This window comes from Dyadobacter luticola (assembly GCF_005860805.1).
Lineage (GTDB): Bacteria > Bacteroidota > Bacteroidia > Cytophagales > Spirosomataceae > Dyadobacter > Dyadobacter luticola.
The window spans coordinates 1,049,963-1,067,158 of sequence record NZ_VCEJ01000005.1 but is presented as its reverse complement, the minus strand read 5'-3'; the positions used below and the strand labels follow the sequence as shown (position 1 = coordinate 1,067,158).

Below are 17,196 nucleotides of genomic sequence, written 5' to 3'. Positions count from 1 at the left end.
ATTACTCCCCTGCCGAAACTTCTAAATAATAAGGCATCGCCACCCCATCTTTCCCGTCAAACCAGCTTTCAATTTGATAATCCCCTTTTTTCAGAAAAATCTTATTAAATGTATGAGTCGAAGTTTCGTCTTTTAAGACATCACTTCGCTGCAATGCCCCGACCCGTAAAAGCTGCCGTGTACCTTTTAAAACCGGTTTGTTATGAATGCTTTTGAAATGGTAGTAACCTTCTTTTGCTACGGTAACTAACCAATAGCCTGCTACCATGTCTGACATCCAGGCATTTACGCCGTTACCGAGCAGATCCTGGCGGGTTAGAATTGAGATTGGCTCGTGCGCCGGGTCGAGAATGATGCGGCGAGGGTACAAATGTGGACTGGCGGAAATGTCGGCGTAAACACTGTCGAGACATTTTCTGAGCTGCCTGGCAATTTGTGGCTGGCTGCAAATCAGGTTATTTTTTTCAAACGGATCTTTTTCCAGATCGAAAAGTCCGAAAGATTGCAGGTTCGCATGTTCCGCGTCTGCGGCGACTAACTTGTAATTTCCACTGTAAAACGCCGCATTGCGGTATGGTTCCGGCCAGCCGCGGTTCCAGGCATTGTAAAATGTGCGCGATGAAGCCGACGCATTGCCCTGTTTGCCCTGAATGTGTTTTAAAGCCGATTTTCCGTCGAGCTTTAACTCTTTCGGAAGTAGAATGCGCGTCGCTTCCAGCAAAGTTGGCAGCAAGTCGATATGCGCGGTAAAGTTGGCGTTTTCTTTGTTTTGAGGAAACAAACCGGCACCCGAAATCAGCAAGGGTACCCGGGTGCCACCTTCGTAAACCGTTGCTTTTAACCCTCGAAAACCGGTATTGAATCGCAATTGCTGGTTTCCATTGTCGGTCATGAAAATGACGATCGTGTTTTCTTCCAGTTTTTGTGCTTTCAATTCCTGCAAAATGCGGCCGATATTGTCGTCGATGTTGGAAATCATTCCATATACTTTACGGGCGTCGGCTTTGTCTTTGTCTGTCATTTTTGCCCAGGGACTTCCCTCCTGTTTATCCAGCGCTGAATCAAATTTCAGGTCTTTGTACATTTCCTCATATTTCGCCGGCAACTGCAATGGCGTGTGGGGCGCATTGTACGACACATACAGGAAAAACGGATCCGTCTTTTGCGATTTCAGAAATGTCAGAGCCTGATCGGTGAAAACGTCAGAACAATAGCCTTTTCGGCTCACTTTTTTATCATTTTCTGCCAATGTAGGATCAAAATAACTACTATCCGGGCGGATGAAATTTTCGTAAAAGTCACCCGGCTGCCCGATGCCGCCACCGCCATGAACGAGGCTATATTTAAATCCCTGATCTGACGGGCGAAACGGATAGTTATCGCCTAAATGCCACTTTCCTACGATTCCGGTTGCATAGCCATTTTTGCCCAAAATTTCCGCCAATGTCACTTCTTCCGTCGCCATGATCGCGCCGCCATTGTAGGTATCATGCACGCCGGTTCGCTGGTGATACCTGCCCGTGAGGAGGCTTGCGCGGGTAGGTGCGCATACCGGCGATACGTGAAAGTTTGTCAGTCTCACAGATTTTGCTGCAAGCTCATCGATGTGCGGTGTTTTTACGTGCGGATTACCCGTGAAACCAAAGTCGCCATAGCCATGATCGTCGGTAATAATCAGCAAGATATTAGGCCGGCGGGCAGTTTGTGCATTTGCCGAAAAGCAGGCTAGTGAACTCAGTAGCAGGGATTGTAAGAAAAAAGTTTTCAAGATAAAGTGGCAGGAATTCGGTTTTTGATCATGCAATATCAAAAATATATTTACTCTATCAATTTGATATGGTAATAAAAAATTTCTTACTTGCACCCAACAACCGCCAGTCAACAATCGTATCCAATTTACCATGAGCCTGAATTACATGGCGCTGGCGGTACCGGTATTTCTTTTTTTCATCGGGCTGGAATATTTAGCCTCCAAAATCACCGGTAGGCAGGTTTTTAAGTTTACCAGCTCAATTACCAACATGAATGTCGGTGTGGCAGAGCGGCTGGCCGACCTGTTTACCACGGCTTCCTTCTATTTTTTCTACGATTATCTGCACCAGCATTACGCCATTTTTGATATCAAACCCGGCATCATTATGTGGATCGGGCTCATTCTTGCGACCGATCTGATCTGGTACTGGTATCACCGGTTTGGCCATGAAATCAATATTTTCTGGGGTTTCCATGTGGTGCACCACACGAGCGAGGAGTTCAATTACACGGCGGGGACGCGCATTACGGTATTTCAGGCGGTTGTGCGTACGGCTTGCTGGTCAGTGTTACCAATCATTGGTTTTCCCGCGCCGATGATCACGACCATGCTTATTATTCATGGGCTTTATCCGTTTTTCACGCATACCCAACTGATCGGAAAGCTCGGGATACTCGAGTATTTTCTGGTTACGCCATCGCATCACCGGGTGCACCATGCCAGTAACGAGGTTTACCTTGATAAGAATTTTGGTGATATGTTCATTATCTGGGACAAGCTTTTCGGCACGTTTGCAAAGGAAGAAGAAACGCCCAAATACGGATTGACGAAGCAACTTGAAAGTCACAGTTTTTTATGGCAGCATTTTCATTACCTCGTAGAACTGGGTTATGCGGTGAAACAGACGCCCGGCTTTTTTGCCAAAATAAAGGTCATTTTCGGGAAGCCGGCTGACTTTGATCCGGCCTTCCGGGAGCTGGCTGAGAAGCGATTTTTGTCGAAACATAAGGTAAAAACGAGATCACAGAAATTCCGGGTTTATGTGGTAGCGCAGTTTTCGGCAATGGTCACGATATTGTTTTTTCTACTACTTTTCGAACATTATCTCACACATTATGTGCAGGTTACAACTGCACTCATCATCCTCGTCACGCTGATCAACTGCGGGGCGATCCTGGAACAACGACGCTGGGTTTTTTACCTTGAATTTGTCCGCGGCTTGCTGATCATTTTCACGACTTACTATTTTTTCCCGCATCCTACCACCATCGTTTTACTGGGCTGCCTCACCTTCCTAAGCCTGGCCTGGTTCACGAGTTTGCAGCGGCATTATTTGCTAAAACTTTACGGAAACACCTTTATATAATATCCTCCACGCTGTTTGAACAAATTATTTGCCAAAATAATGATCCGATTATGCAGTCTGATACTCATCGTTCTAACACTTTTTACCAGCATTTGCGCGCCTCAAAAACGAATAAGACCTACGCACTTTTCATCATGGCCGATGACTTTACGGCCGGCAATAGGATGTTATGGCGATAAACTTAATTACTCTCCAAATATTGATCAGCTTGCTAAAACGGGGACTTTGTTCGAGCGGGCGTATTGTCAGCAGGCGGTTTGCGTGCCTTCTAAGACTTCAATTCTGACTGGTTTGCGGCCTGATAGTTCGAAGATCTGGGCGATCAAAAGCATTTCAGGGGGCTCACACCGCCAAAAACTGTGGTGAATGCACCCAAAACCAGCAAAATCCCGGCGACAGTTTTCTTCATAACATTTGATTTGAAATCATTTTCTTGAATTACTCCGACCATCGGTCCTGATCTTTTCCAGCAATGCAGCCAGCTCTTTCATCAACCCTGGCTGCTTTTCAGCGAGGTTATTCTGTTCTCCCAAATCCGCTTTAAGGTTATACAACTGCGGATTGGGGTCGCGACCATTTTCGTTTCCATTCTTCTGCGTTTTAGGCCCTGCCGAGGGTTCAATGTACTTCCAGCCGTCGCGCACAATTGCGATCCCACCGCCCTGCTCGACGAGCACCTGGCGACCGGTTTGAGATTTTCCAGTCAATGTGGCAAACAAACTTTCACTGTCTGGCGCTTCTTCTGGTCGCAATTTTTGTTTGAAAAACCCGGCAAATGACGCCAGCAAATCAATTTGACAAATGAGCGCATCACTAGTCGTACCTGGCCTGATAACACCCGGCCAGCGGACGATGAATGGAACGCGTGTACCTCCCTCGAATGCGCTCCCTTTCCCGCCCCGCAGTGGGCCGCGCGGGTTATGCCCGTTTAATAATGCAACTGCGCCGTCGTCATAACCGTCGTCGAGTACCGGGCCGTTGTCGCTGCTGAAAATGACAATGGTGTTTTTTTCCAAACCGAATTCTTTGAGTTTGTCGAGTACTTTACCAACAGTCCAGTCGAGTTGCAAAATGGCATCTCCGCGCAGGCCCAGCCCGCTTTTTCCTTTAAATTCCGTGCTCGGCATGCGCGGCACGTGGATATCGTTGAGCGAGAAATAAAGGAAAAATGGTTTTTGCCGGTTGGTTTCAATAAAGGCCAGCGCCTTGTCGGTAAATGCATGCCCGATTTCCTCATCAGCCCAGCGTGCCTGCCTGCCGCCTGTCATGAAACCGATCCGGCCAATTCCATTTACGATCGTATTGTCGTGCCCGTGATCGGGCGATGCTTTCAACTTTAACAGCTCAGGATTCTCTTTTCCGGTCGGTTCGTTTCCGATTTTCTGTTGGTAATTCACCTCAATCGGGTCCGCCGGATCAAGCCCGACAACCAGCTGATTTTCGAGGAAAACAGTCGGAACACGATCACCTGTTGCAGGAAAAATAAAGGAATAATCAAACCCTACGGCGTCGGGGCCTTTTTTTATAGGTTTGTTCCAATCTATCTTTTCACCTTGCTCGCCGAAGCCTAAATGCCATTTCCCAACCACACCGGTAGTATAACCAGCATTTTGGAAAACTTTGGGTAACGTCGCTTTATCAGTTGGAATAATCAGGTTAGCGTCACCCGGCAGTACGCCCGTCCCCTTTTTGCGCCAGGGATATTCGCCCGTGAGCAGGCCATAGCGCGAAGGCGTGCAGGTCCCCGATGTCGTGTGCGCATTGGTGAACCGCAAACCTTCCTTCGCGAGCCGGTCTGTGTTAGGTGTCTTGATTTTGGTCGCTCCGTACACACCCAAGTCACCATAGCCAAGATCGTCGGCATAAATGTAAATCACATTGGGTGTTGACTGGCGGTCAGTCGCCGCACGTGATGAAGTATTTTGTGCAAAAGCTTTTCCGGCAAACACAGAAAACATTGCTAGCAATGCAAAGAAGCTATTATACTGTAATTTCATGGGTTGCTTATTCGAATATCAATCGTTCCAATATTTCTCCTGCGTGTATTTTGGCTGGTTTTTATCCATCGTCCGTTTGAATTTTTCGGGCTCATACTGCATGGGCAAAATCGTTTTTGCCGTGTAAGCAACCGTGTCGCCGGTCTCTTTCTGCCATTGGGCGAGCAGCTTTTTCAGGTTTTCTTCCCTTTGTTTGAATTGCGGTTTTCCGGCCAGGTTTTCCAATTCCAGCGGATCATTTTTTAGGTTAAATAGCTGCGTATAATCGCGGTCAGGGTAGCGGATCAGCTTCCATTCTTTATCCCGCACGGCACGGACCAGATTGCGGTAGGCCGTAAAACTGCTTTCGCGCACACCCGCCGATTTCCCCGAAATCACACCGGCCAGACTTTGACCGTCGACTGCTTCCGGTTTGGGCAAACCTGCGATCTGGGATAAGGTTGGAAAAATGTCAAGTAGATAAACCAGCGCTTCGGACGAGCGCTTTTTTGGAATGCCCGGACCTGTGATAACGAAGGGTACCTTCATACTATGCTCGTACAGGCTTTGCTTGCCGAGCAATCCGTGACTGCCAACTGCAAGACCATTATCGGCAGCGAAGACAATGATTGTGTTTTCGTACAAACCTTTTTCTTTCAAAGACTGAATCAGATCGCCAATCCTTGCGTCCAGATGCGAAATCAACCCGTAATAATCGGATAAAGTCGCCTTGATAACGTCCGGAGTGCGCGGCCAGGGTGCCAAGTTTTCGTCCCTCACCTGGGCTTCGCCAAAATCAAATGGATGCACCGGCTTGTAATTCCCAGGCAACGGAATTTCCTTTTCGGGGTACTTGCCAATATAATCTTCACGCGGCGATCGTGGATCGTGCGGGGCGGTGTAGGCGACGTAGCAAAAGAATGGCTTTGCTTTATCGCCTTTCGCATATTCATCCAGATAAGAAAGCGCTGATTCTGTAAAAATGTCGGTGGAGAAACCTTTGGTAACCGGCTCGCCCAGCTTATGGTTTGCGTCCAGATCGCGCACGGGAACTTTGAAATGGTCGCTCATGCCGCCGAGCATTACTGTTTTTCCTTTTTGAAATGATGCTTCAAAAGTGCCCGCGCCATTGTGCCACTTGCCGGTGCCGAATGTTTCATAGCCATTTTCGGCAAAATGCTGCGGCATGGTATGCACGCCTTCGAGCTCGTCGTACACATGAAAAAGACTTTTCCCGCTCATCAGCATGGCCCGGCTGGGCGCGCAGATCGCGCCGTGGTGGCCGCCCATGACGTAGCAGTTTTTGAAATAAATACCCGACGCAGCAAGCTGGTCGATGTTGGGCGTTTGAATAATCTTGTTTCCAGCATAACCCAACGCATCGGCGCGGAGGTCATCGGCAAAAATGAAGAGTATATTTGGTTTGGCGGGCACTTGCGTTTCCTGCGTTTCTGAAATATGGTAGGCTGAAAAAACCATACAGCAATACCTGCAACAGCGCAATGCCGATTAATATTTGATTCTTAAAAATTTTCATCATTCTGCTAAACATGATATTTTTTCAAAACCTCAGCATTAAATGCGTGTCCCAGACCGGGCGCATCGGGCACATGGATGTATCCCTGATCAAAGTGCTCTACTGGCGACAGCAACTCTGCACGCCAGGGAACCTCTCCAAATGCATATTCCAGAATGGAGAAATTAGGGATCGAGGCGCAGACCTGCACACTGGCGGCTGTGGAAACCGGGCCGCTGGGATTGTGCGGCGCAATGGAAATATTCTCTGTGCTTTCGGCCAGGGCGGCTATAAAACGCAACTCCTGGATGCCGCCGCAGTGTTTTACGTCGGGCATGATGATATCGAACGCGCGGTTGGCAATGAGTTTATCAAAGCCCTTACGGCCAAAAATCGCCTCACCACCCGCCGACTTCTGCGAAATCGCATCAGTGATCGCCTTAGTATCTTCCGGAAATTGCTCCGGATCGACAGCCTCTTCATACCAATATAAATTCACTCCTTCTAATCGCTTCGCAGTCTTGATCGCCAGCTCGCGGTCGAGGTGGCTGTGCAGGTCGATTAGCAGGTCAATGTCTTTTCCGATCGTTGTGCGCACGGCTTCCACGGTCTCGATTGCATAGTGAATATCCGATGCAATCTGCGTTGGATTGGAGGCTTTCAGCGCTTTCATATCATCGAAAGGCGCGAGTTTAACAGCCTTGAAACCAGTCTTTAATGCGTTTTCCGCATTACGCTGAAAATCGGGGATCAACCTTCTTCCATGGGCGTCGCGTGCATTGGTGGCGCGGTTGATGTTGGCATACACTTTGAGCTTGTCGTGCAACTTTCCACCGAGCAAATCATACACAGGCACACCCAGCGCCTTGCCTTTCAAATCCCACAAAGCATGCTCAATCGCGCTGAATGCAGTGATCGAAAGCTTTCCTTTTTCGGCGGCCTGCTTCAATCCACGCTGGCGAAACTGCTCGATATTGAAAGGCGATTCGCCTTTTACCAATTCGAAAATGCGACTGAGATCCGAATGCAGCTGCGCAGGACCCTCTTTGACCGCAAAACCATGGGAAGCTTCGCCCAGTCCGGTCAGACCCTTGTTGGTTTTCAATTCCACAAAATGCCAGTTACCACGCGCATTGACCTTTACTTCGTGGATTTGTAAATCAGTGACGACCAACTTATTGTCGACTTCAAAAGATGGTTTCAATAGTAAAGCCGCAGGAAGGAAGGAAGTCTGAGTAACAAAATTTCTTCTATTCATTATAAATAAAAATAAAAGCTAACAGCTAAAAACTCGCAGCTCAATGATCTCCATATCGCTTTTCACCGGCAGCTACTGCCAGGGTCAACTTATTCTGTTTCGGCGGTAACGGACAGGTAGCGTAAGGAGAAAATGCACAGGGCGGATTTATAGCCTTGTTAAAATCCAGCCAGGCCGAGCCGTCAGCTTCCACTTTCGAATACAGGAACCTGCCTGCGCCGTAAGTCTGCGTTTTATTGGTCTGATCTGCAAAAATGATAAACAGGTTTTCAGGCTTACCCACCGCGTCCAGCTCATATTGTTGGCCGTCGACCGTAAATACCAGTTTACCAGGCGAAACCTGATTTTCTGTCCGGCCGGTGATATCGGTAATGGGAACGGTTTTGCCTGAGGTAGGTTCAAATTTTGCTTTCACACGCCACTTTTCCTGGACAGGAAAGCGCTCGATCCCTACAAATTCCTTCAAATACTGACTTTCCAGGTCACGCAGGCGAATTGCATATTTATCGCCCCGCTTGATCACAAACCAGCGTAGCGAGCCGTGTTTGAGTGTCACTGGCTTTTCGCCGGAAAATATTTCAAGCTCGCTCACCGGCTGGTCCCCATTGAAAATTCCTGCATCAGGCTTTGCTTTCACGGTTACCTTGCCTTTATCAAGCACAAATTCGCCCAAAAAAGGCTTGCTCCTGCCTTCCGGGAAAACCAGGTCGTTCTTCTGATCTCCACCAAAAGTATTGACTCCTTCTTCCAGCCAGAACAATCCGGCCAGGTTTAGCCAGCCCGATTCCTGTTTCAGGCTCTCGATCCGCTTTTCATGCCACTCACGAATTTCGGTTTCATAGGCCGTATCAGTACCTGTGAATGCGGTGAGGCAGGTCGCTACCGCAACAGCAGCTGTCAAAAATTCACGTCGTTCCATATTTTTCAGATTATCTTTTTTTAAAATAACTTTCTCATCGGGAAGCACCCCAATCATCTCTGGCTCTGCTGCGCGGGTTGAAAATCAATAGTTACCTGGTGAATCTTGCCGGTAAATGCAAACGGAACTTTATATGAATCCGCCACGGCCGTCAAATCGTCGAAACCCAAATTCACACCTTCATGCAGATACACATTGCCCGTCGTTTTTTCCAGCTTCGACTCCCCTATCTTGCTATTGTTCGCAAAAAGCGTGATCTGCCCAGTGCCCTGTTCATTGTAATGCACATCAGCACGCAGTTGCACGCGGCCGCCAGGCAGCGTCGCATTTTCGGAAGCGACCACATATTTAGTCCCGTCGCCGACGCCGTATACAAAATTCAATTTCCGATTTTGGACAAAGAAGCTCAGTCCACCCTCAAAACCGCCGCGCGACAGCAACACACCCTCCGTTTCCACGCCCGGCAAATCCACGTCGGCGACAATGCTGAATGATCTTTTATTGGCAAAAGGCCCTGCCACGTCAACAATCGTCGATTGCCCAGGATGCAGCACGATCCGGTTCAGGTCTTTGAATGCAGTCTGCAAAGTGTAGCCCTGTGTGCCGTCTTTTAATGGAAACACATTGTATTTATTTGCCTCACTATCAAACAGCGCGCGGAGCTCTCTGAGCTTGGCAGGCTGCTGTTCGGCAAGGTCGGTGATCTCGTTGAAGTCTGCTTTCAGGTTATATAACTGCCATTTATCCTGATCAAAAGGCTGGCCTTTTACGTGTAATGCTCCTGCTTTCCAGCCATCTTTATAAATCGCCCGCGAGCCGTGGATTTCATAGTATTGCTGGGTATGGCGGTCTTTGGCAGCTGCGTCGTTTAGGCTGTACGCCAGGCTGGTACCTTCAATCGGGTCTTGTTTGTAGCCATTTACGATTTCAGGGGCTTTGGCACCGATTAGTTCAAGCGTTGTTGGTAAAATGTCGATCACGTGGCCATACTGGTTACGGATCCCGCCTTTTTCTTTGATGCCTTTCGGATAAAAAACAATCAGCGGATTATGCGTGCCGCCTTCCGCATTCGCATCCTGTTTCCATTGGCGAAAAGGCACATTCGTCGCAGCGGCCCAGCCCAGCGGATAGTTTACCTTCGAAAATTCGGAGCCAATCAGATCAATATTCTCCATATTCTTCTTCAATCGCTCTTCTTCCGAAATGGCCGTCCCGTAGTTATTCACAGTTCCGACAAATGTCCCCTCCTTGCTCGCGCCATTATCTCCCACCGAAACAAAAACCACCGTATTTTCCAGTTGTCCGGACTCTTTCAAATGCCTGATCACGCGGCCGAGCTCATGGTCTGTATATTCCATAAAACCTGCGTAGGTTTCCATAAACCGCGCATATAGTTTCTTTTCATCCGCAGAAAGTGAAGCCCATTCTTTCACACCCGGATTGCGCGGCGGAAGTTTGGCGTCTTTCGGAATCACACCCAGCTTAATCTGGTTGGCAATCACTTTCTCACGATATTCATCCCAGCCGCCGTCAAATTTGCCTTTGTATTTATCCGACCACTCCCTGGCAACTTGGTGCGGTGCGTGTCCGGCCCCGGTGGCGATGTAGAGGAAAAACGGTTTGTCGCTATCGCCGGCCTTTTGCCCCGATACATATTCAATCGCCCGGTCGGCAATGCGTTCGTTAAAATGCTTGCTGGTCCCATCATCTTTTTGACGGTGAATGCCTTCCCATAGCTCCGGATGCCACTGGTCGATGCTGCCCCGCGATGGAAACCCGTAAAACTGTTCGAACCCGCGACCCGTCGGCCAGCGGTTGAATGGTCCGGCTGGGGTCAGGTCAGCCAGGGGAGTAATGTGCCATTTACCCAAGGCAAAAGTATTATAGCCGTTTTCTTTCAGGATTTCCGCGGCAGTCGCTTTCTCAAATGGCATTTGGGAATCGTAACCCGGCGTGCCGATCGCAGTTTCAGGAAACAATCCCATGTGCGCCGAATGCGAGTTCCGGCCCGTCAGCAGCGCGGCGCGGGTCGGGGCGCAGATGGCGGTGGTGTGAAAGTTGGTGTAGCGCAAACCATTATTGGCCAGGCTATCGAGTGTAGGTGTATTGATCAACCCGCCGAATGTGCTGATCGCGCCGTAGCCCACATCATCTAGTAAAATCCAAACCACATTTGGCGCGCCCGCAGGTGCCTTTTTCCTCTCTGCCCAGGATTGACTTGTTTCTGCTAATGTCTTGCCGATCTTGCCTTTGTAAGGCTGAATGGGCGTGTGTTGTGCAGATGCAGGCGCGGCGAGCAGTGCAGAAAACAATAGTCCTGCAAAAGATTTTCGGTGAAAGTTAGATTTCATATGAGATTGATTTATAATGAAAACCGGTCGATTTTCCCATTGAATGTATTCTTGTAATAGCCGTTTCCCGGCCAGAGCGGTTTCACCAGGCCTTTTTCCCATTCCGCCAGGCCATTTCGCAACTCAGCTACTTTCTGAGGGTTGGCGGCAGCAAGGTTTCTCTGCTCGATCTTGTCTGTTTTTAAATCAAAAAGCTCGGTAACGCCGTCGGTCAGGTTGACGACCAGCTTCCAGTCGCCTTTCCGGATCGCCTTATTACCGCCCGAGCGCCAGTAAAGTGCCGGGTGCGGCGCTATGGTTGACGGATTTCTGAGATAGTAAATCAGATCTACTCCATCGTATTTCGTCTTTTCCGGCAGTTCGGCATCGGCCGCAGCAGCCGCAGTTGCGAAAATATCCAGCGAGCTTATCGGCGTACTCACCACGGTCTGCGGTTTTATCTTTCCTTTCCATTTAATCAAAAATGGAACATTGATACCGCCTTCAAACAAGGACATTTTGCCACCCCGCAGCGGCGCATTGTCGGTGGCGTGGGTGTAAGTTGCGCCACCGTTGTCGCTCAGGAAGAAAATAAGCGTATTCTCTTCCAGATTCAACTGTTTGATCTTCTCATTAATTTGGCCCACCGCATTATCCAGACCGGTGATCAGCGAATAGTAAACTGCCTTGTTAATGTCGGTTACGCCCTTCGCTTTGTACGCGTCCATATCTTTTTGCGATGCCTGAAAAGGCGTGTGTGGCGCATTGAAGGGTACATACAGGAAAAAAGGCTCCTCTTTGTGCTGCTCGATAAACTGCACTGCCTCTTTAGCGAGCGCATCAGTATAAAATTCTTTCACCTCGATCACTTGATCATTCCGCCTTTTCAGCGCCGGGCCTGCATTCCCCTGCTGCCAGATATGAGAATCCATCACGCCCGCATGGTGCACATTGACGGTACTGTTGGTATCCGCAAAAAGTGAAAAGGCCTCATAAAACCCGTAGTGATAGTCAAAGCCGCGTTTCAGGGGCAGGAACTGCGGACTGAAACCCTGGTGCCATTTACCGATGATGCCGGTTTTGTAATGGTTTTTCCGAAGCAGGTCGGCGATTGTGATTTCTTCCAAAGGCAACCCCTGCTGTGAAATGGCCTCGGCGTCGGGCACTTCGTTCTGGTTGATGAATTCCAGTTCTTGTAAATCCATTGTGCGCGGGACTATCCACTGTAAAAAACGCGTGTTGAGATAGCGGTTGACCGGCTGCAACTCATACCCGAAACGCTGCTGATAGCGCCCGGTGAGCAGCCCGGCGCGCGATGGCGAGCAGATTGGCGCAGTAACATAAGCTTCGTTGAACAATGCGCCTTCCTGGGCCAATGCTATAATATTAGGCGCCTGCACGATCGGGTTACCGTAGATTGGCAGATCCGTCTTACCAAGATCATCGGCTACCAGCACAATAATATTGGGCTTTTTATCAGAAGTCTGCGGCACGGTTTCGGCCAGGAAAGCATTTTTGGCGGCAATTTTCTCGCGGTTCTCGGTAATCCGGAAACGGTCGCTGCTCAGCGGCCAGAATGCCCAGGCAGCAAAGCCAGCTAATATTACTACCAGTAAAATAGCCAATCGGCGAAAACGTCTTTTTCGTAACATATCGGGGAAGGTTTATTTGATTAAATCGCAGTCCACTACGCCCACTTGTTTGGCCCACTCGAGGTATTGCTTTTCGAGGGCTTTCACTTTGTCGGGATATCTTGCGGCGAGGTTGTTGGTTTCGGTGCGGTCGGATTTTAAATCGTATAATGCCCAGGGTTGGTGGCTCTCGGCGACGAGTTTCCAGTTACCGCTGCGCAAGGCCCGGCTTCCTTCGTGTTCCCAGAAAAGGGTCCGGTCTGTTGTCTGGGAATTTGATGTTAATGTGGGTTTCAGGCTTTTCCCAGGCAGGGGCATGAGCTTTTTAGCATTCAATTCCTTCGGATAAGTCAGGCCCGCCCAGTCCAGGCAAGTCGGCAGCAAATCGATCAGATGTCCTACTTGACTATTCAAACTTCCAGCCTGAATTTGCCCTGGAAACCATGCGATAAATGGCGACGCAATGCCGCCTTCATGGGTATTTTTTTTGAATAAACTAAAAGGCGTATTGCTGGCATTGCCCCACTCTGGATAGTAGCTGTCGATAGACGCCACCGAGCCGGGCGCGCCGTTTTTCTGCGTCACATAATCCCAGTCCTTCACGGTATCGCCACTCCCTCCATTATCCGAAACGAAAATGACAAGCGTGTTTTTATCTTGCTGAATGTCTTTGAGTTTGGTTAGAATGCTGCCGATTCCTTGATCCATTCTGTCGATCATCGCGGCGTAAATCGCCATGCGGGTATCCCAATGCTCGCGCTCTGTCGCAGAAAGATTCTCCCAGTCTTTCGCGCCTTCGAATCTTGCCGACAATGCCCAATTTTTGTCAATGATACCTAGCTGCTTCTGACGGGCAAAACGCTCTTTCCGCAATGCATCCCAACCTTTGAGATACTTACCTTTGTACTTTGCAATGTCTTCCGGCAATGCCTGGATCGGCCAGTGCGGGGCAGTGTAAGTCACATATAGAAAAAAAGGATTTTCACTGTTTTTGATTTCATCCAGCGATTTTACAGCAAAATCGGTAATCGCTTGCGTCAGGTAGCGCGCGGTATCCTGCCGCTCTATTTTTTCACCGTCTAATAAAAAAGTAACCTTGCGGCCATCATTATAAATTGGCTCCGAATTGAAATAGCTGCTACCGTTATTGAGCATCGTAAAAGATTTATCAAACCCACGATTATGCGCCAGAGCCGATGGCACCAATCCGACGTGCCACTTGCCCGAGACGATTGTAGTGTAATTTTTGGCCTTCAAAAGCTGCGCGATCGTGGCGCTGTTTTTGCTCAAAAAACCTTGGTAAGCCGGCGAACCTTTGTCCTGCACCATATCACCAATGCCCGCCTGGTGCGGGTACAGGCCGGTGAGTAGCGCAGCCCGCGACGGGCAGCAGCGACCGCTATTGTAAAAAGAAGTCAGCCGGAGCCCCTCCCCTGCCAACCGGTCCAAATTGGGCGTTTTGATCTCAGAACCGAAGCAACCCAGGTCGGAAAAACCCAGGTCGTCGGCGAGAATGATGATGATATTTGGAGCACGTTTTTCAGACTGTGCACGTGCTGGCGTGAGGATAGCCAGCAATAATAGAATTTGTAAAAAACTGAACCTTAAATCTTTATACATAATCATTTTAGCTTGCCGACAACTGACGTACACTCTGCGCAGTGACGCGCAGACCTTTGAGATACTTAATTCTTTTGCCAATGTCTGCGCTAATGCGCCGTCCCGTCACTTCGATCTTCACTTCCCGGTTCACGGCCAGCTTTAAGGTTTGTATGTATTTCATGCTGTTGATTTCTTTTATTATTTGGTAAAAAATGGCTGCTATTTCCTGGCGGCTGCGGTGGAAGCCGGGTCTGCCGGAAAGCCCTGTTCTTTGAGTTTTTCAAACCCGCCAATGTTGTAGTACTCCTTGAAGCCCAGCGTCTTCAACGTGTCGGTCGATTTGCCGCTCCGGTTCCCGCTACGACAATAGAGATACACCGGCTTTTTCTTATTCAGCTTCGCCAGCCTGGCGCTGAACCTGGGCGCGTTATAATCAATGTTGGTGGCATGTTGCAGGTGCCCTGTGCTGAATTCATCCGGTGTACGCACGTCTACCAGGTACGCCTTGCCCGCTTTAATTTTGGCCAGAGCCTGTGCATCCGGCGCGACAATCGCCTGCTTCGATTCCTGCTGTGCACTGACAGTCAGCGCAGTAAAGACAAATAGTAAAATGAGTGAATGTACTTTCTTCATGTGTTCTGATGCCTTTCGGCGGTTAATTGGATGTCTCGGTTAGTACTGTTTCAATAAGGCGTTTGATCGCATTCGCCATTTCTTCGAGCAGCTCCGGGGATGTGGTGGAGGCATTGTCGTATTGGGTGTGAAATAATGGAAATGAAGCAGCTTGTGGCTTGGCGAACACCGGCGTTGCAAAGCACAAAGCGAGCAAGCCGGTCATGCCTATACGCCCCGTACAGGTGTAAACTTGAATCATGAGAAAATCAGCACAAAGTGTATTCGAAAAGCGGTTGCTTCTCGGGTGGTGGTGGTTGTGGAGCAAATATAAATAAACTGTTATATAATCCATAGAGTTTATAGATTATATTACCACTTAACAATGCGATCAAGGGCTGATAGAAATGAGCGGCTGCGTTGCTTATAGGCGCGATTGATTTCCGATATAGTTTTTATCTTTGAACTCGAACGCTCGGCAATTTACCAATCGATACCCACACTACATGAAAACCTCCCTCTCTCATCTCCCCGAGGAAAAGCAGCAAGAGCTTAAAAACATTACCGAAATTATTCTGTCGAAGGTTAAAGCAGAAATGATCATTCTTTTCGGCAGCCACGCGCGAGGCGATTGGGTGGAGGATATTCAGGAAACTTATGAATATGTGAGCGACTTTGATATTTTGGTTATTACCAAAGACAGAAGGGCTGCGAAAGGACAAAAGAAATGGCAAGATCTGGATAAGGAACTAGCTGCCAATCAGGATCTCACGAAAACCAACATTATCCAACATAGTGTTTGGTTTGTGAATGATAAGATCGAAGGGAATTATTACTTCTTTGTTGATATTTTCAAGGAAGGAATTGTGCTTTATGATTCCGGAAAATTTAGCTTATCCGAGCCCAAAGATTTAAGCCCGGAGGAAAAACAGAAAAAAGCGAACGATGCATTTACGCATTGGTTTAGTACTGCAAATGAATTTTTAGACATCGAAAAAGATTTAGAGAAAGAACATTTTAAGAAAGCGGCTTTTTTATTACATCAGGCGACCGAGAAGTATTATGCCACCACTCTTCTCGTTTTTACAGATTACAAACCCAGAACACACGACATTGAGGAACTAGGCAAACAAGTTGAAAAGCTCCATCCTGATTTTTCAACTGTTTTTCCAAAAAATACAGCAGAAGAAGCGCGGTTGTTCAAGCTTCTCAAAAAAGCATACATCGACGCGCGGTATGAAATGAATTACAAAATTGAAAAGGCAGAACTGGAATATCTGTTCGAACGTGTAAAGCTTCTGAAAGAATTGACAGAACTCATTTGCAAAGAAAGAATCGCTCAGTTTACAGCAGAGTGACTTATACCACATCCTCCTTCTGCACAATCCTCAGCTGGTGCGTGTTGAAAACCTGTGAGTTGGGCTCAACGCTTTTTGTTAAAAAGACACTACCGCCGATAATGCTGTTTTTGCCAATCACCGTGTCGCCGCCCAAAATCGTGGTGCGGGCGTAAATGATCACATTGTCTTCGACGGTCGGGTGGCGCTTGGTTTGTGCCAGACTTTTCGCAACCTGCAACGCTCCCAAAGTAACCCCCTGGTAAATGCTTACGTTTTTCCCGATCACCGTAGTCGCGCCGATCACGATGCCCGTACCATGATCGATCATAAACGGGACGCCGATTTCCGCACTTGGGTGAATATCGACACCCGTTTTGCCGTGCGCATATTCACAGAGGATTCTCGGTAAAACCGGGATTCCAAGTTTTACCAATCGATTGGCAAGTCTGTAAACAGCAATGGCGTAGAAACCTGGGTAAGAAACGATTACCTCATTAATGCTGTGTGAAGCTGGATCGTATTCATTGATTTTTGCCGCATCCAGCCGCAGGCTTTGATAGATTTCTTCCAGGGCACTGTAAAAACTGTAAACCACCTCGTCAATATCGATCCCTGACGGTTCGAGATAACTCAGCAGGATATTTTCCAGGTCAATCTGATTTTTCTTCAAAATTCCCTCATATGCGCTGCTTTTGGGCAAATGGTTGCTTGGAAAGAGGAACTGTAATAGCCCGTCAAGCCACGCGATCGCATCTACTGACGAAGGCGTGGCTTCCCATTCGGCATTATGGGTTTCCTTTAAAAGGCTGATCAGAGAACGGGTATTCAGGTTTTTCATCGTTTCGGCTATAACTATTGCGGTGCGCTGCACCTTTTCTGACAGGCTATATCGA

At 48.4% G+C, this 17,196-nt stretch carries 15 protein-coding genes; 3 read left to right on the top strand and 12 right to left on the bottom strand.

From position 1 onward, the window contains the following. Position 1: 1 nt before the first annotated feature. Entirely contained in the window at positions 2-1,768 is a 1,767-nt protein-coding gene (locus FEN17_RS23630) for an arylsulfatase (RefSeq protein WP_171037986.1), read from the bottom strand. A 133-nt stretch (positions 1,769-1,901) separates the two neighbouring features. On the opposite strand from FEN17_RS23630, the gene FEN17_RS23625 reads away from it, so the two are divergent. Together FEN17_RS23625 and FEN17_RS27995 are read left to right on the top strand one after the other, a co-directional pair. Continuing rightward, positions 1,902-3,119, top strand: coding sequence for a sterol desaturase family protein (locus tag FEN17_RS23625; protein ID WP_138367834.1), 1,218 nt, complete (start codon positions 1,902-1,904; stop codon positions 3,117-3,119). A 39-nt stretch (positions 3,120-3,158) separates the two neighbouring features. Next, a complete protein-coding gene (locus tag FEN17_RS27995; protein ID WP_374756676.1) occupies positions 3,159-3,485 on the top strand; it encodes a sulfatase-like hydrolase/transferase in 327 nt (108 codons plus the stop codon). A gap of 59 nt (positions 3,486-3,544) precedes the next feature. On the opposite strand, the gene FEN17_RS23615 is transcribed toward FEN17_RS27995, so the two are convergent. From FEN17_RS23615 to FEN17_RS23575, 10 genes are all read right to left on the bottom strand, one after another. Then, on the bottom strand, positions 3,545-5,116 hold the full coding sequence (locus FEN17_RS23615) for a sulfatase family protein (RefSeq protein WP_138367832.1): 1,572 nt from the start codon (positions 5,114-5,116) through the stop codon (positions 3,545-3,547). Between the two features lie 18 nt (positions 5,117-5,134). Then, positions 5,135-6,574, bottom strand: a complete 1,440-nt coding sequence (locus FEN17_RS23610) for a sulfatase family protein (protein ID WP_138367831.1) — start codon at positions 6,572-6,574, stop codon at positions 5,135-5,137. A 65-nt stretch (positions 6,575-6,639) separates the two neighbouring features. Beyond that, complete coding sequence (locus FEN17_RS23605) at positions 6,640-7,869, bottom strand: mandelate racemase/muconate lactonizing enzyme family protein (protein ID WP_138367830.1); 1,230 nt, start codon at positions 7,867-7,869, stop codon at positions 6,640-6,642. A gap of 40 nt (positions 7,870-7,909) precedes the next feature. Continuing rightward, positions 7,910-8,788: a DUF1684 domain-containing protein gene (locus tag FEN17_RS23600; RefSeq protein ID WP_138367829.1), complete on the bottom strand. Its 879-nt coding sequence runs from the start codon at positions 8,786-8,788 to the stop codon at positions 7,910-7,912. Positions 8,789-8,841: 53 nt separating this feature from the next. After that, the gene (locus tag FEN17_RS23595) at positions 8,842-11,139 is read right to left on the bottom strand and encodes an arylsulfatase (protein WP_138367828.1); all 2,298 of its coding nucleotides are present in this window, start codon (positions 11,137-11,139) and stop codon (positions 8,842-8,844) included. Between the two features lie 11 nt (positions 11,140-11,150). After that, on the bottom strand, positions 11,151-12,770 hold the full coding sequence (locus FEN17_RS23590; protein ID WP_138367827.1) for a sulfatase-like hydrolase/transferase: 1,620 nt from the start codon (positions 12,768-12,770) through the stop codon (positions 11,151-11,153). Between the two features lie 12 nt (positions 12,771-12,782). Next, entirely contained in the window at positions 12,783-14,369 is a 1,587-nt protein-coding gene (locus FEN17_RS23585; RefSeq protein WP_138367826.1) for an arylsulfatase, read from the bottom strand. Positions 14,370-14,376: 7 nt separating this feature from the next. Then, positions 14,377-14,532 carry a hypothetical protein gene (locus tag FEN17_RS27350; RefSeq protein ID WP_171037985.1) on the bottom strand — a complete coding sequence of 52 codons (156 nt, stop codon included), beginning with the start codon at positions 14,530-14,532 and terminating at the stop codon, positions 14,377-14,379. A 38-nt stretch (positions 14,533-14,570) separates the two neighbouring features. Continuing rightward, positions 14,571-14,984: a rhodanese-like domain-containing protein gene (locus FEN17_RS23580; protein WP_138367825.1), complete on the bottom strand. Its 414-nt coding sequence runs from the start codon at positions 14,982-14,984 to the stop codon at positions 14,571-14,573. 22 nt (positions 14,985-15,006) lie between these two features. Then, a complete protein-coding gene (locus FEN17_RS23575; RefSeq protein WP_138367824.1) occupies positions 15,007-15,318 on the bottom strand; it encodes a hypothetical protein in 312 nt (103 codons plus the stop codon). 151 nt (positions 15,319-15,469) lie between these two features. Between FEN17_RS23575 and FEN17_RS23570 the strand changes: the two genes are divergently transcribed. Next, positions 15,470-16,321: a HEPN domain-containing protein gene (locus tag FEN17_RS23570; RefSeq protein ID WP_138367823.1), complete on the top strand. Its 852-nt coding sequence runs from the start codon at positions 15,470-15,472 to the stop codon at positions 16,319-16,321. Between the two features lies 1 nt (position 16,322). Here FEN17_RS23570 and FEN17_RS23565 read toward each other — a convergent pair whose 3' ends face one another. Continuing rightward, complete coding sequence (locus tag FEN17_RS23565; RefSeq protein WP_138367822.1) at positions 16,323-17,141, bottom strand: serine O-acetyltransferase; 819 nt, start codon at positions 17,139-17,141, stop codon at positions 16,323-16,325. Positions 17,142-17,196 lie beyond the last annotated feature (55 nt).